At 38.4% G+C, this 16,084-nt stretch carries 10 protein-coding genes and 1 tRNA gene; 2 read left to right on the top strand and 9 right to left on the bottom strand.

The window, feature by feature from the left end:
* Positions 1–68 precede the first annotated feature (68 nt).
* The 6 genes from DRF67_RS04485 to DRF67_RS04455 all read right to left on the bottom strand — a co-directional run bounded on the left by DRF67_RS04485 (position 69) and on the right by DRF67_RS04455 (position 10,556).
* On the bottom strand, positions 69–371 hold the full coding sequence (locus tag DRF67_RS04485) for a hypothetical protein (RefSeq protein ID WP_115927036.1): 303 nt from the start codon (positions 369–371) through the stop codon (positions 69–71).
* 535 nt (positions 372–906) lie between these two features.
* A complete protein-coding gene (locus DRF67_RS04475) occupies positions 907–1,548 on the bottom strand; it encodes a hypothetical protein (RefSeq protein WP_115927034.1) in 642 nt (213 codons plus the stop codon).
* Positions 1,530–5,036, bottom strand: a complete 3,507-nt coding sequence (locus DRF67_RS04470) for a DUF6443 domain-containing protein (RefSeq protein WP_115927032.1) — start codon at positions 5,034–5,036, stop codon at positions 1,530–1,532. The genes DRF67_RS04475 and DRF67_RS04470 overlap by 19 nt, the downstream gene beginning before the upstream one ends.
* A 5-nt stretch (positions 5,037–5,041) precedes the next feature.
* A complete protein-coding gene (locus DRF67_RS04465) occupies positions 5,042–8,119 on the bottom strand; it encodes an RHS repeat domain-containing protein (protein WP_123912707.1) in 3,078 nt (1,025 codons plus the stop codon).
* A gap of 7 nt (positions 8,120–8,126) precedes the next feature.
* On the bottom strand, positions 8,127–9,758 hold the full coding sequence (locus DRF67_RS04460; RefSeq protein WP_115927028.1) for a T9SS type A sorting domain-containing protein: 1,632 nt from the start codon (positions 9,756–9,758) through the stop codon (positions 8,127–8,129).
* Positions 9,759–10,485: 727 nt separating this feature from the next.
* Positions 10,486–10,556, bottom strand: a tRNA-Gln gene (locus DRF67_RS04455).
* Between the two features lie 372 nt (positions 10,557–10,928).
* On the opposite strand from DRF67_RS04455, the gene der reads away from it, so the two are divergent.
* The gene (gene der, locus DRF67_RS04450; protein WP_115927026.1) at positions 10,929–12,239 is read left to right on the top strand and encodes a ribosome biogenesis GTPase Der; all 1,311 of its coding nucleotides are present in this window, start codon (positions 10,929–10,931) and stop codon (positions 12,237–12,239) included.
* Positions 12,240–12,390: 151 nt separating this feature from the next.
* Positions 12,391–13,041, top strand: coding sequence for a uracil phosphoribosyltransferase (upp, locus tag DRF67_RS04445; protein WP_115927024.1), 651 nt, complete (start codon positions 12,391–12,393; stop codon positions 13,039–13,041).
* Between the two features lie 2 nt (positions 13,042–13,043).
* Here the strand turns inward: upp and DRF67_RS04440 are convergent, their stop codons facing one another.
* From DRF67_RS04440 to DRF67_RS04430, 3 genes are all read right to left on the bottom strand, one after another.
* Entirely contained in the window at positions 13,044–13,730 is a 687-nt protein-coding gene (locus tag DRF67_RS04440) for an alpha/beta fold hydrolase (protein ID WP_115927022.1), read from the bottom strand.
* A gap of 132 nt (positions 13,731–13,862) precedes the next feature.
* Entirely contained in the window at positions 13,863–14,516 is a 654-nt protein-coding gene (locus DRF67_RS04435) for a ComF family protein (protein WP_115927020.1), read from the bottom strand.
* An 86-nt stretch (positions 14,517–14,602) separates the two neighbouring features.
* Entirely contained in the window at positions 14,603–16,081 is a 1,479-nt protein-coding gene (locus DRF67_RS04430) for a helix-turn-helix domain-containing protein (RefSeq protein WP_115927018.1), read from the bottom strand.
* Positions 16,082–16,084: the final 3 nt, after the last annotated feature.

Below are 16,084 nucleotides of genomic sequence, written 5' to 3'. Positions count from 1 at the left end.
TATGGATAATCTGATGTTCCGAAAATTTGCTCTTTTTCATAAGGTTTAACAAACTAAATTTAATAATTTTAATTTGTCTGAAAAACAGGGAAGGTTACCTCTGTACATGCACATTCAAGATATTCATCCTTAATCATATTAAATACAACATTTTTTATTGTTTCTTTTTTCAAATCTTTTACAATAAGCATATCTGTAGACCAAAAATATACTGCATCATCCTTATCAATTAAGTTTTTAACATTAATAATTGTAAAGAAGGTAGAAAAGAAAACACTTCCAGAAGGAAGAATAATATTTAAATCAATATTATCGTTATAATAATCATTCACACTATATCCACTTGGAAATACTATTTTAAAATCTTTCATAGATTATTTATTTTTTCAAAGGTGGTTAATTACTTGCTGTTGATTACCTTTATGTGAATATCCTACTACTTCTACATCATTTGAGCTATTTCTAAAGTAAACTCTTGAACCTCCTCTAGTCTTGCCTCAAAAGCATTTTTACCAATATTTTTAGTTCCAATACCAGGATTTATATTACCTGATTTTAATTGCCCTATCAAAGTGTTAGCCTCTTTACGTAATAAATCATTTCCTCTAAATGTTTCCTGTGCTAATTTTAATATTTTAGCATCCTTTTTATAACTGAGCTTATAGTCGTGTTCCCAGCTCCCGTCACATTGCTTCTCAAACCAGTTTTGTAACCAATCTATTATAATAATTTATTAAATATTTTTAGACGTGTCTTTTCGCGTATAGCTTTCTTTACTTTTGAGTTTCAAATCTAACATGACTTATTGTTTTTATTTACAAACAGAACAATACAAAAACCACCGCGGTTGCAGTGGTTTTTTATCAAGTCAAGGTTGAACCTTGCGTAGTAGAAGAATATTACTAATTAATACAAAGCAATAACTTCTTTAAGATACTCCTCAGCAATATTCTTATTGTCTGCAAATGTATATATATATGACTTACTTGATGGGTCATAAAGTGATATTTCCGATGACCCAACTGTAAACAAATACATCGGCTTTTTAGCAATTAATTTTTGTTTTAAAAATAGAGACATCATTTGTGTATTCTCATCAATATACAATGAATCTACTTGTAGTGTATCTTGATCCATAAAATGTACATTTCGTACCTTATAGTTATACTGGATCGAATAATGACCTATATGAGTAGGATAGTATTTACTTTTCTTTTTCTTGAACCAACGTAAAAACATATCAAGATCACTCTCCTCAACAATATAGGTCATTTGTATCGTATCATTTTTTATTGCGGTCATTCGGAATGGCCAACTGGGGGCAATGATAGCCTCTTCTTTAAGTCTTCCCTTTGTGTCGAAAATCTGAATGGAAGGTGCTCCTTCGTCAGTAGTGAATCTAAGACGTACTATATCTGTTTTGCCTGCACCTACTTGATAAGAAAAACCAATGCCTTCCAATTTATCGAAACTAGAACCTCCGCATGCTATAATAGATAGCAATAATGGTAAAAGCAGACAGATATTTTTTATTTTCGATCTCCCCATATTATTTTGCTTTTTTTGATTATTCCTTCAGCAGTCGTTACATTTTCATAGCCTAAACGCTGAAATAGATTTGAGTTAAAATGTTCTCCATACGCTGGAAAACCTTCTTTTTGGGCTTCACTTTTCCAGTGTGAATTCTTAAATATAAGCCCCAGTTTACTATTCCCCGATATGTTAAATCCTCCTGCATTCAGCATGAAATCCATTTTATTTTGTCCTGTTATTGCAGCTGCCCTGCCTGCTGCAAAGTTTCCAACATCTCTGGCTGAAACATATACCCCGTCTGCTATTTGTGAACCGGCATATAACCCGCCACCATTTTGCGTTTTATAATCATATTTATCGCCTCCGCCACCATTCCAAGCATAATTCATCCTTGCTACAAATCCTCCATTGGCTTCAGTATCGTTAGAGACATCTTTACTAAAATTATTAAGCCAATCTCTTGCTTGGAAAGATCCAAAATTTATTTTACCTGCTTCCTTGCCACTTCCATCAAATTCTGTAAAGGAATTCCACACAAGTGTTCTTCCCATTCTTTCCCCACCTCCCGAAGTATTTTCTTTAGAATAGTTTTCGTTAAGCTCTTGTTTAGTTTCTTTAGCATTACCATTATGACGGTAAACCCCTAAATCCCCATCTTTAATAACTGCAACAACATTTCCAAATTTATCTGTATGAGTGCTTTCTACACCACGACCATCAGGGTCAATAAACATTATTGGATTATTTACTGCATAGTTGTAAGGGGAATGTTTTCTATATTTTTCCGCCAACGGATCCACGACTCCCCATCTTCCTAAATCTGACATATACATTCTCGCTCCATAATCATACATCCCTGATTCTATCTGTAATTCTTTACCATTGTACTTGTACTGATAAGAAGGATTGCCAACATTCGGATTATCAGCTTCGTGTTTTAATCCGAAAGGATAGTAATTGTTTTCTTCGATAATCTCCATCCCTGATAATCCTTTCATGTAGCTTAATCTTACATTTCCCAAATGATCAGTATAGTTGTAAATATACTTATTATTTTCAAAGTTGTAATATCCTTCTGAGGTAGGAATAAATTTTAATACCGAAGCAGAAGAATTTCCGTTGATATTTTTAGCATCATACTGAAATCCATTCAGATAATCTGTCGTTGTAATCTCTTCTCCGTCGCCTCCTTTATCCTTATATTTATTATGGTATTTTTTACGAAGTTTATTTCCATTGGCATCATAAAGATACTCTGTTCTTATATTCAAAGGTCTTCCACTTCTAGGGTAATAGAGCTTATCAAAAACCACATTGTCAGGCTGATTTAGATGGTTGTAAGCTATCTGAAGGATTCCTTTGTCTTTTTGATCCGTCATATTTCCATTCAGATCATAACCAATTGTGTTTCCTCCCCCAGCATATCCTAAATAATTCTGGGAAGCATCTGTTACCTTCGTAAGCCTATTTCCGGAGTACACATAAGTCAGATCATCAATTTGCATGGCTAAGCCATTGCTTGTATTTTTAGAGTTTCTATACAACCGCATAATGTTTCCATTCAGATCATATTCTGTAGTCTCCCCATAGTGATTCTCCAAAGGAACTGTCGTATTAGGTTCGGAATAATGTCCAAAGTTAAGCCTGTTCAAAGCATCATAACTATAGGAATATCTTTTCAGTTCATTATCTTTCGCTGTTCTCCAGTCCACCTCTGTAATATTTCCATTGTGCCTGCCCGGAGCATAGGTAGTATTGATTGGATTGGTATACCTCAGCTCATACCCAAATAATTTCCCATTTAAGGTACTCGGATCATTGATTTTAGTCATCCATCCCCTGATATTGTATTTATAGTCAATCTGTTGTAAGGGAGAGGCTGCACTTATTCCTCCTACTTTCTTGGATTCAAGCTGTGAAAGTTCATTGTACTTATTCTGAGCCAGAATTTCAACAGGATTAGTTCCTACCTGATGTTTGTGAGCCAGCAGTCTGTTTTGGTGATCATATTCAAATGTTTCGGTAATGATCCTCTCGGTGTCAGTAGCAAGCCTTTTGTGTTTGGTCACAGAGGTTTTAACAACCCCTGCAAAATCAAGTTTTGATTCTGTTCTGGTATACCCTCCCAGGTGATTGATAGAATGGGCTCCTATGGCTCTTCCTCTGGTATCGTAATAAGAATAGGTTTTGGTCCAGTTGTCATCTTCAATATTCTTAACCAGGCTCATCACAGGAAGGCTTTTGGTGCTTTTTCCATCAGCCATCATTGATGGCTGTAAAGTAGTCTCTCCCTGGATAGATACTGGAAAAGGTGGATTGAAGTCATAAGTCGGATAAGTATCGTAGTAATTAACACTTAAAATCTGAGTGACATTGGTAGGGGTCGAAGCTTTAGTATAATATACCGGCATCCCATTTAAGGTAAGGCCTGCTGTAGCGCTTCTGGTCTCATATAAATTAGCATTCGCATTCGCATTGTTTTGTATTGATGCTCTTCCAGCAGGAGTATTGGAGATTCCGGTGTAAATGACTCTTCCAAACTGGTCATATTTGGTAAACAGCCACTTACCGGAAGGGCGCATATTGGCATCCTGGCTCATGATAAGTCTATCAGCCTTATCATACGCCATATATTCCCAGCCTTTTCCGGGAAGCTTCTTCTCTACCAATCGGTTCCTGCCGTCATAACGGTATTGATAATAAAGATCCTCTACAGTAACAGGATCTACTATTTGAGCAGGTGCTGAAGGAGGAATAACAAATGCCAGCTGGTCATATTCATTGTACACATAATAGGTATCCGCATTTGTTGTCGCATTCAATACTTTTCTTGAAAGGATCAGCTGCCCTTTACCATTTTTAAATTCAATGGTTTTGTTGCCATCCTCATCGGTGATGGTATTTTTATAGAGGCTGTTAGGAAGAAAATACTGAAGAAGCTTGACAGAGGTTTGGGTTCTGTTCTCTACCCAGGTGGTTGTTGTTTCGTATTTCCTTACATAGTCTACATGCACATTGGCATCATACTGAAACTTCACCGGTTTGGTATCCCAGGCTGTTCCGACCTGTTTTTGTTCCAGGATCCGGTCAAGGGGAGATTTTTCCAGAGTTTTTTCAGTAAAGGCTTTTTCATTGGTATATAATCCCTGAGGGTCACCCACGGGAAAATCCACCAAGCTAGAATTTTGGGAGTAAATACTTCCATTGTTAGTTGATAATTGGGGTACAGGGAGATAATCCCTCACTGGTCTTCCAAAATCATCATAAACAATGGGAGTAACCACATCACGTCCAAGAGGGGATGCTTTGACATTAACGATCTGCTTTGGTCTTCCCAAGCCATCAAAATACTGAACGGTTTCAGCAGATTTGGTAGGGGAAGTTCCATTGTAATCAAGATAGGTCTTGGTCTGAATATAGTTTTCTGTATTGGGAAGAGGGCTGAGCTGAGCCTTTACTCCTCCCATCAGCAGTACTCCTAAGGGGATCATTATTTTTTTCATTCGTGTTAGTTTTTATAGTTGTACTTGAATTCTTTTACCAGACGCCCCGTCTGATTATTCTCACGGATTTCCTTAAGCCTACCGGCAGGGTCATAAAGATAGACCTCTCTGATACCGGATGGCGGGGTAATACTTCTCACCCCAATTAATGGATCATAAGAATAGGTTGTAATCTGATGATTTGGAAGCTGACCTCTGAACGTGGTAAAAGCAGATAGTAAGGAAGATTCATCATTGTTTCTGCCGGCAGCAGCATCCGTATTGGAAGCGTTGACAATTGCGGTAATATAAGATTGCTGGATAGCTGCAAGCTTTATATCTTCAATTTTTGCAATAGGCTTCGTATTATTATAGCCCCAGATAATTGTTGTGGAGACACCATCTTTTGTAGTGTACTGCTGTAAATTGCCTTTTGCATCGTATTTGTCATACATTACTTCAGTAGTGGAATTTGTTAGGGTCTGAATATCAAATCTTTTTTCCGATAATGGCAGTACTAAGTTTCCAGTCTGTGCTGTTGGTAATGATGTAGGATAAACAGTTTCAGTTTTACCAATGGTATTATTAGTTTGCTTTACCTCAGTCCGTACCGGAATTCCCGTCATGTTTTTTGCAACCATTAATGTATTATTAAAATCCTGGGCATAGGAATAGCTCTGGGAGATCACAGTATTGTCTGAGGTAGTATTGTTTTCTCTTGTCCGATTTAAATGTATACTGCTATCATGGATGTAGTCAGTTAAAGTAGTAATTGACGTACCATTCAAAAACTCAGTTACGGTCTTCTTTTTTATTGCTGAAGAATTCATGTATTTTTTATATCCTTGCACCCATATACCTGAGAGGTGGTTAAAGCTAACATAGTTGTTGTTATCTCTTAAATTGTTTGAATTGTAATCAATATTGTCGTTATAAGCAAATTCTGTTTTTCTTAATGGATTGGTAGAACCTTCAGTATAGTTTGTTTCTGTTTTTAGCTTACCTCTTAAAACACTACGGTCAATACCATACAGGTTTCTGAAATTTTTGTATAAATTTTCGGGTGATGATGGAGGGCTTCCTGGAGAATATTGCTTTATATTATTTGTTTCTGGGTTTAGAATATCCGGATAATCTGCATAACTGGTAAAGTCATACTCAGTATAGCCCTTACCTGCCGTAATCTCATATACTTTTGAATATCCAATATTATAGCTGTCCAAACTATTCTGCTGAATATTAGAGCTTGATCTAAGAAACAATTTCCTCGTACTGGAACCGAAATTAAACTCAAAATAATAAATATATCTAGGCCAGTTCATTAGGATTCCTGAAGAAGTAGAGCTACTTAAGGCAGTAGTATATTTGTATTCCTTGTTATTGATTATTCCATTATTTTCTGAATAATCATATTGTCTTTTAATTCGTGCACCGCCGATTACCCCAGAGTTATTCGTCAGAGTTGGTAGGAAAGCACTGGCTGAATTTCTTTCAATTCTTTTTCCATAATAGGCAGGCTCGTATTCAAAAACCGAATACCCTTTTGTAGGATAGGTGATCTTGCTTAATAATCCTACATTATATTTTTGAATATTAGTATCCCTGTAGGTATTATCTAGCGTATAATCTCCTGTTGCGGTATTGTACGTATCATAAGGTGCCAGATTAATATTATTATCGTTGCCATTCCAATATCCCCAATGGTCAATACCTTTAGTAACATATTTTGGTAAGTTGGCTGTATTATAATACTCAAAACGATATACTTTATTGCTTTGTTGATTGGTGATGGATTTCAGGAATGGCCTTTTGTTATTCCCTCCCAGATCATCATAAGCAAATATGTTGTTTTTGATCAGACGATTGTTATCAAAAAGCTGGATATTATCTATAACATATTCATTAATATAATCTGCATTTGCCTGCCCATCGTAGTGTTTTATCGGATAGCCTGTATCTTTATAATTGATCTTTACCTGTTGGGTACCATACATAATACTTTCTAAAAGTGAACGCTTAACCAAAGCAAAAGTTTCCCGCGACGATGATGTACTGGAATTGCCATTCACACAGCTCATAAGCCCTCCAGGGCAGTTTGTCCATTCATCTACTCTTGCACCATCTTGGAAATACCCCTCAAAATTCAGCACCTTCGGATTGTTTTCAAAATCAGACCAATCAGTAGTAAGGCTACAAAAATCACTGCCCAATGTATCCTGCACATAGCCAAAATTAACTATCTGTCCTGTAGTCAATTCAATTTTGGAAAGACTAAAGGAACTTATGTAAGGAAAACCATTGAACCAATTATCTTTACTAAATCCGGGGTCTACTAATGAGTAGCTTATTTCGTACTTAGAGAAGTCTCCTCCAAAAGTATATTTATTTCCTTGTCCATCAATAATAACAATGGTCTGATCTGGTGGTTTACAAAAACCTTTTCCACCATAAGACACCATCCCCGAAAGATCTACCTTAATATTAGGATCTTCAGATTCAACCAACACATTACCATCATTGCCAATTACAAATTTTCCGCTCAACCCTGGAGCATTAAAATTGAAGAGGTCGGGTGTTCCTTCATATCCATTCTGCGTAGATCCCAATCGCCAATCCAAACCATTTAAACCTCCTGCACCACTATTCAGATTATAAACTTGTGTATTTGTATAAGGATTCAGTCTGACTCCGGTCAAAAACCCATGCAGATCGGCGCCACTATCAAAAGGATTGTTAGTACTGGTCGAGGTAGGACTTCCTTTGTATTCGTCCGGAAACCTATTAAGAACCCTTGTAATTCGTCCCCCGGCAAGCATCGACCAGCCCATTCCTGCATTATCTGATTTCTTGTGTGGCAAAAAACCGGAAGAATCATAAGAAACAAAAATGTCAATGCTTTTTCCTCCATTTGTTGGAATAGAATACATTGGGATTTTCAGATCCAGGGCACCTGTATATAAACTGATCGGTACATTACCAGATTTTTCAAATGCATAAGACTGCGGAGATTTAACCTCAACACCTTGTAAGGCATAACGAGGCTGTTGTTGTGACATTACCTGTAAAGCTACCAGTAGCGCCAACGATGCATATATTTTTTTCATTTGCTTTTTATTTTTTTATTAGTTTAGCATTTGCTGTTTTATTCGTATCTGTTTTTATGGTCACCAGATAAGTTCCCTGCACCAAGGCCTGGGTATTTATTTTAGTGACTTTATTCTTGGTCTTCAAGTTCTGAAGCTGTCTTCCGCTCATGTCATACACTAGGATATCTGCTTCTTTAAAATCGAAGCCGATTTCTACGTAGGCATAGTCGGATACAGGATTAGGGTAGATTTTGATGTCATACTTAACGATCAGGACATTGACCTGTTGGTCACCCAGTTTTACGATCTTCCAATTTTCTTTACCCAATTCTTCAGCACTGGTGCCGGCCAGGATAATGGAACCGTCACGGTTTAATTTCAGATCCGAAAGCCTCTCTTCTCTTTTTCTGGACTCGCCGCTTACGTGTTTTCGCCACTGCTCATTTCCATTTCCATCCACATACAGCATCCAGAAAGTTTCATCATCTTTTTCTATTCTTCCTTCTGCCTGGGTGTAACCGCCCAACAAAATCCCCTTTATTAAGTCTTGGTTCCTGGTGCTTGTATCTTGACTCTGAATTACACTCATTCCCATCAGGATATCCCTGTTTTTGAAGTTGTAGGATTTCTGCCACTGCTCCTCACCCCGTTCATTTAAGGCCATCACCCAAAGGTCGGTCCCTTCTTCGATGCCTACGGATTTATTGCCGGATCTTTCGGATCTGGATTCGCCACCGATGACAAAGCCACCAGGGGTTGAAGCTAAAGTTCTGATATGGTCATCGCCTTTTCCGCCATAGTTCTTCTCCCATTCTACTTTGCCGGTTTTGTCCAGCTTAACGATCCAGTAGTCTCCTTCGCCATAGTTTTCTGTAGTTTTTTGTACTGATGTAAAATGTCGGGTGTCGGGTGTGCCTGAGTTGCCGGTACTTTGTACATTGGACATTGTCCCTTGTACAGCCGAGCTCCTCGAGTAGATCCCTAATAAAGCTCCGCCATCTTTCGTGGGAATCATTTTCTCCACTTCATCGAGTCCTTTTCCTCCTAGAATCAATTGGGAAAGTTCTTTTCCGTCTTTGTCAAGCCGGGTAATCCATACGTCTTTGGAGCCATAGCCTTGGGCTGAGTTTTGGATGTTTCCGGCTACAAAAAAACCGAGGTCTGTGGTTTGGATAACGGCTTTGGCTTCTTCATCGGCAGTGGAGCCTAAGGTTTTCTGCCACAGTTCATCTCCGAATTCATTGATCCGGATCAACCAGATGTCGGATCCGCCTTTGGAATCGTCTTTTTTATCAAGGCCTTTCCCGGAATACGAGGTACCGGACACCAAAAATCCACCGTCCTGAGTGGTTACCGTAGCGGAAAGGAAATCGTGATTCTGACCTGCGAAATATTTTTCCCATACCTCTTTCCCTTGCTGGTCAAGTTTGATCAAATGAAAGTCATAGCCGTTGTTGGGCTTACTTCCGGCTTCCAACTTTCCACTACGTGAGTGAATAGAGCTTCCGGTGATTAAATATTGCTGGTCGATGGTGGTGGTCACCTGGCTTAGAAAATCCTGGGTCGAGGATTTGATATCTTTCTGCCATACCACTTCCTGGGCAGAAAGTCCCAAAATAGTGCATACCGTGTAAGCACCCATGTAGAGTTTTTTCATCTATTGTTTTTTTAGTTTGATTAAAACCACGCGAATTTAACAATTTTTAACAAATGTTAACTTCATATTCATATTAAAGTGATTGAATATGATATCTATCACTTATGCCTTTATCTGTGCAAAGCTATCACGGGGAAGCGACAAGACTTGTCGTATTTTCTCTGATTCATTAAAAAAAATTGAGAGGCCAGGCAAAAGTTTAATTTATCTTTACTTTTCTGAATTAAAGGCTGAGTTTTTCATGGGGTAAAACCAATAAGGATCATGAATACTGTAACGAAGGCTAAGATTTAGGATCAAGTGCAAAAGTTGTGGATAATATTAAAAACTAAAGATTCAACTGTGAGGAACAGGTAGGAAAGGTTTATTAACGCTCCTGATTCCTAGGTCGATTAAAGAATACTTACAACTATTTTTCATAGTTCTATTGGGCTGAAAGCCGATTAGAAAAAAGCCTCTGAAAAAAATACTTAAACATCTGTGGAAATCTGTGCGATCTGTGGTTAATTTTTTTTTAAGCTACAATCGAAGATCATCTTCAGTCGATGAATATTATTTCTACGGAGTCAGACAGTGATGGGTACACCATCCCAATATTACTTTTCCTATTCACATTAACTCAACATTTTGCTTGCCCCAACTTTAGCGCCTGATTCAAATTAATTTCTTCGCGCTCGAATAATAGAGTAGTAAAAAACAAAAACCATCCTTAAAAAAGGATGGTTTGTAGACCCACAGGGATTCGAACCCCAGATGACTGAACCAAAATCAGTAGTGTTACCGCTACACCATGGGTCTGTTTCAATGCCGCGAAATTAGAAAATTAATTTTGAATATGAAAATCAAAATTACAGATTAATGAATGCTGTGAGCTTTATGTATTGATATCCAAATAATTATTTTTAAGAAAATTTTTCTTTTTCTGGTTTAATCATGCAGCGACTGAATCGGGATCCTTCTTTCCAGTCTTTTCATTGAATATAATACTGGAGGTAATGTCCTGGAACATAACTCCTGGCATTCATTTTTTTACCTTTCTGTCATAGACTAACATCTCTGAGGTTAAATAATAAAAACCTATCTTTGCAAAAAAATTGGGCTCCAAAAGTTGGAGTAACCCATTAATAAACTTATCCTGAGCTTAGCAAAAGGATTATTAAACATTTTTTTATGTCAAATATTGTTGCAATCGTTGGACGTCCCAACGTAGGAAAATCTACGCTTTTTAACCGTTTATTAGAAAGAAGAGAAGCTATTGTAGACTCTACAGCCGGTGTAACCAGAGACCGTCACTACGGAAAATCTGACTGGAACGGAGTAGACTTTACCGTTATTGATACCGGAGGGTATGATGTAGGTACGGATGATATCTTTGAAGAGGAAATCCGCAAGCAGGTACAGCTGGCAGTAGATGAGGCTACTTCTATTATCTTTATGATGAACGTGGAAGAGGGGCTTACCGATACAGATTACGAAATCTACAGATTGCTGAGAAGATCCAACAAACCCATTTATATTGTCATCAACAAAGTAGATTCTTCTAAGGAAGAACTTCCGGCAACAGAATTCTACCAGTTAGGTATCGATAAATACTATACTCTTTCTTCAGCAACAGGTTCCGGAACAGGAGAACTGTTGGATGATATTGTTAAAGATTTCCCGACTACAGAATATAAAGATCCTTTTGAAGGATTGCCAAAGATTACGATTGCCGGCCGTCCTAACGTAGGAAAGTCTACCATGACCAATGCTTTGCTGGATGTGGAAAGAAATATCGTAACAGACATCGCCGGGACCACCAGAGACAGTATCCAGACTTTATACAACAAATTCGGACATGAGTTTGTTCTGGTAGATACTGCAGGGATGAGAAGAAAGTCCAAGGTCAACGAAGATCTGGAATTCTATTCCGTGATGAGATCAATCCGTTCTATTGAATATTCTGATGTGGTTATCATTATGGTGGATGCTACTCAGGGATGGGAATCTCAGGATATGAATATCTTCGGACTGGCACAGAAAAATAGAAAAGGAATTGTTATCCTTGTCAACAAATGGGATTTGATCGAAGACAAGCAGACCAATACCATGCGTGACTTTGAAAAATCGATTAAAGATAAAATCGGACAGTTTCAGGATATTCCAATCTTATTCGTTTCAGCTTTAACAAAGCAGAGAATCCTGAAAGCCGTAGAGGTGGCTATGGAAGTGTATGAAGACCGTAAGAAGAAAATCAAAACTTCAAAACTGAATGAAGTGATGCTTCCGATCTTCGAGAATACGCCGCCGCCTGCTCTTAAAGGAAAATATATTAAGATCAAGTATTGTGTTCAGCTTCCTACACCATCGCCACAGTTTGTGTTTTTCTGCAACCTGCCTCAGTATGTAAAGGAGCCATACAAAAGATTTACTGAAAATCAGCTGAGAAAAGAGTTCGGTTTTACCGGAGTTCCCATCGAAGTTTATTTCAGACAAAAATAAAAACAAATATTTCAGAAAAATCTGGTAGGGAAATAACCTTACCAGATTTTTTATACCTATACTTTCCGGCATCAAAACTTCAATTCATTTTTAAGTTGTAATTTTGCAGGAATTAATGTCGACTAACTGTAAATAAAAATTAAAGATCTTCATGCTTACTATTTTATCCCAAAATTTTTCTCTTGTAACCGAATGGATTAATGAACTCCGAAATGTTGATGTGCAGCATGACCGGATGAGATTCCGAAGAAATATGGAAAGAATAGGGGAAATTGCAGCTTTTGAAATCAGCAGAGGCCTGGAGTACAGGGAAGTTGAAATTCAAACCCCTTTGGATACCATTAAAAGCAGAGAAATTGCAGTGCAGCCGGTTATTACTACCATTTTAAGAGCCGGGGTTCCGTTATTTGAGGGAATTCTGAACTATCTGGACAGAGCAGACTGTGGTTTTGTTGCTGCATACAGAAAGCACGATGCCAATGATTATTTCTCCATTAAGCAGGATTATCTTACCTGCCCGAGCATTGAAGGAAGACCGCTGATTGTGGCAGATCCCATGCTGGCTACAGGAGCATCTCTGATTGAAGCGATTAAAGATCTTCTTACTAACGGAAACCCAACCCAGCTTCATATCGTTGCTGCTATTGCTTCAAAACAAGGAGTGGAAACTGTACAGAATGCATATCCGGATGCTCATATCTGGGTAGGAGCAATCGATGAGGATTTAACATCAAAGGGGTATATTACTCCCGGATTAGGAGATGCCGGAGATCTTAGCTATGGCGAAAAACTTCAGCGATAATTTTACGAAAGATTCCAGAAATCTTTTAACAACTCAAATAATAGAACTGGCCGTACTTTATCCATAGGATGCTTTGTATCCGGAAGTACGGCTAATTTTGCGTTCGGAAGGCTTCTGTACGTGTGGCTGCTTTCCTCAATAGTCACCATAGTATCCTGATCACCCACCATGATCTGAACAGGTGTTGTAATTGTTGAAAGATTGCCGTGCAGGGGAGGGGTTCTGCCCAGATCTACCATCAGATCTGCGATAGCCGGAAGCAGTTGCTTCCATTGTAATCCATGTTGAGACTCAAGAAGCTGCGCGTATTTTGGGACCTTTTCGAGAATCATCTCAGGATTAAGCATTTTACTTTCTTTTACAGCGTGCTCCTCATTCCAGTCAAACTTTGTTCCGAGTGTAATAATAGAATTGACATTTTCAGGATTCTTCATCGCATAACAAAGGGCAATATAGCCGCCCATACTGTGTCCGAAAATGGAAACATCTTTTAAACCGTTCTCAAGGCAATATTCTGCCAGTTCCTCCGTGTATTTTGTAATGGTAATGCCGTCCGCTGGAAGCTCGCTATTTCCATGTCCCGAAAATAAAGGAGTGTGAACCGTAAAATACGGAGATAACCTTTCCCGGTACGGGTTAAACAGGTCAGAGTGACCCAAGGCTCCATGTAATAAGATCAGATGTGGCATAGTTATTTGTTTTCTGAAAATTAAGCAAAAGAACTGGAACCTGAAAATGAGTTTTAATAATAGGGAAATGAGTGATTGGCTGCTTTGGGAAATAATAAACCATCAATCTGATTTCAGATAAAATTATCCATTTTATAGATCCATTGCCATGACCAGTACGCTTACCGTATTGTCTCCTGCATTTAAGATTTCCCAGGCAATAGATGAAACCGTATTTCCTGTGGTAAAAACATCGTCAATCAAGAGAATATGTTTTCCGGTGACGGATTCAGTAACAGAAAATGTATGGTCGGCGTCCAGTCTGTGCTGTTTGTCTTTCAGGGCCTGTGCTTTCGAATAATGATTTCTTTTAATTAAGTGGTGATCGTAAGGGATATTGTAAAACGCTGATAAAGTTTCTGTATACACATGAAGCTGATTATACCCCCTTTCGCGTAATTTTTTGGGATGCAGGGGAACGCTTACCATAAGGTCTGGTGCCTGCTCTTTAAAATCAAGACGTTCTGTAGTCCAGTCCGCAAGAACTTTGCCGGCCTTTTCACGGTTCCTGTATTTCAGTTCATGAATAATGGTGCGGCTTAAGCTTTCCGTCTCGAACTGTATTAAGGCATAAGTATTCTCAACAGGAAAAAGTAACCTGCATTTTTCTTTAATAGGATTATTTTCACAATAATCATAGTGTGTAAAGTGAATCTGGCTGAAACAAATATCACATACAAGCAGCTCGGCATCGATGATTCTGCTACAGTGAATGCACCGGTTGGGAAACAGTAGGTCTAATATCATTGAAGTGTTTTTACTAAGATATGAAATAGTTTTCAGTAAATTCCGGTACTTCAATTCTGGACGCTAATCCCTCCGGTTCGTAAATCTTACCGATCAAAGTCTTTCCTGATCTTCTCGATTGAGCTTTTCATGCTTAGATTAAAATGTTCCTTTTCCAGCCGTACGGGAGGAGCCTGTCTTACCTCGCAATCCGGGATGCTGCAGGACTCGCAGGTCACCCCTACATTGATCGTTTTCAAAGATGGGGATTTTATAAAGCTGATCTTTTTGATCGTTTGAGAATTCAGCAGGATTCCAAGGCAATAGCTTCTGTTGCTGCCGTCCGAAAAAGGGTTTCTCTGGGAGGTTGAAATCACAAGATAGCTGATCCCCTGGTCTTTGTAATGAGAGATCTGAGCATCTGTAAGTATTTCATTATCCTTCAGGTGATGCAGGTTTTTTACAGCGATCCATCTTCTGCAGTAATGTTCATTCATTGCATTGGCATGAGGAGCCTGCTGATGGTTAAGGTGCAGTTCTTTCAGGATCTGGATCTTATCAGAACCTTTCTTTTTGACCAGGCACAAATAAAACAGATCTTTAATTCCCATTTCTGAAGAGAGAAGGTTGGTCAGCCGGTAATAGAAGGTTTCCGGAGAATGGGTAAAGCTGTTGATCAGGTTTTCAAAAAGTGTGGGTTCCCAGGTATTATGCTGGAAAAGCTCGGATGTTCTTTCAATCACAGGCTCCTTTGAGATCAACAGTGCGCCCGCAAAATAAGAAGCGTAAAAATTATTCAGAATTTCTTCAAAACTTCCAAAGTCAAGCCATGAGTAGGTATTAGGACGGTTTTTCAGTTCCAGAACGTTGAATCCTATTTCCTTTGCCAGGATAAAAGTCCTTTGATCTTTCTCAAGCTTTTTGTTTAGCAGGACCAGCTTTTTTTCGGGGATAAAAAGGGAACGCAGGTTGTCTGCTGTCCCATACTGCTCAAAATCTTCAGAACGGATCGTATAATGGAACTTTCCCACAAGAATATTTTCCAGGACATCAGGATTCAGATCTTTTCCGGTCTGTACCTGGTTTTCCTGAATGAACAGATTTACCTTTTCCTCAATTTCAGGAAAATAATTATCGTACAATTCCTGAAATGATCTTAAAACCGCAAAGTAAAACCTCTCTTTTCCAAGATTATAATTCTGTGAGATCTCTATCAGTGCATTGATAAAGGCAGTCACTTTTTTTGGGGCATCACTGATGATGCTGATAAGGTTGTTTTTATTAATCCCAAACAGTTCCAAAGGGACTTCTTTGAAAAAATCAGATTGAAGAATCTCGTTAAACGGAGCGAGGCTCTTATCCAGTTTTGTGGAAACCAGGTCGTCAAAAGTGCAGTTGAGTGCGTCTGAAAGTTGAATGATCTTATCGTGCTTGGGGTATTTTTTTCCGTTTTCGATTTCGTTAAGGTATGATTTGGATAACCCTGTCTTTACGGCAAGGTCCTGCAGGGACCAGTTTTTCTTTTGTCTCTGCTGCTTCAGCTTCAGCCCGAAAACTGTTTTGATAAAGTCGCTTTCTGAATTCATTGA

Origin of the sequence: Chryseobacterium pennipullorum (genome assembly GCF_003384725.1) — a bacterium.
Classification (GTDB): domain Bacteria; phylum Bacteroidota; class Bacteroidia; order Flavobacteriales; family Weeksellaceae; genus Chryseobacterium; species Chryseobacterium pennipullorum.
The sequence above is the reverse complement of the archived record's forward strand: the minus strand, read 5'-3'. Positions and strand labels throughout refer to the sequence as shown.

Bases quoted from the DNA above. Each gene is read 5' to 3' on its own strand.
- DRF67_RS04485 (WP_115927036.1), bottom strand. From the start codon at position 371: ATGAAAGATTTTAAAATAGTATTTCCAAGTGGATATAGTGTGAATGAT.
- DRF67_RS04475 (WP_115927034.1), bottom strand. From the start codon at position 1,548: ATGGGGAGATCGAAAATAAAAAATATCTGTCTGCTTTTACCATTATTG.
- DRF67_RS04470 (WP_115927032.1), bottom strand. From the start codon at position 5,036: ATGAAAAAAATAATGATCCCCTTAGGAGTACTGCTGATGGGAGGAGTA.
- DRF67_RS04465 (WP_123912707.1), bottom strand. From the start codon at position 8,119: ATGAAAAAAATATATGCATCGTTGGCGCTACTGGTAGCTTTACAGGTA.
- DRF67_RS04460 (WP_115927028.1), bottom strand. From the start codon at position 9,758: ATGAAAAAACTCTACATGGGTGCTTACACGGTATGCACTATTTTGGGA.
- der (WP_115927026.1), top strand. From the start codon at position 10,929: ATGTCAAATATTGTTGCAATCGTTGGACGTCCCAACGTAGGAAAATCT.
- upp (WP_115927024.1), top strand. From the start codon at position 12,391: ATGCTTACTATTTTATCCCAAAATTTTTCTCTTGTAACCGAATGGATT.
- DRF67_RS04440 (WP_115927022.1), bottom strand. From the start codon at position 13,730: ATGCCACATCTGATCTTATTACATGGAGCCTTGGGTCACTCTGACCTG.
- DRF67_RS04435 (WP_115927020.1), bottom strand. From the start codon at position 14,516: ATGATATTAGACCTACTGTTTCCCAACCGGTGCATTCACTGTAGCAGA.
- DRF67_RS04430 (WP_115927018.1), bottom strand. From the start codon at position 16,081: ATGAATTCAGAAAGCGACTTTATCAAAACAGTTTTCGGGCTGAAGCTG.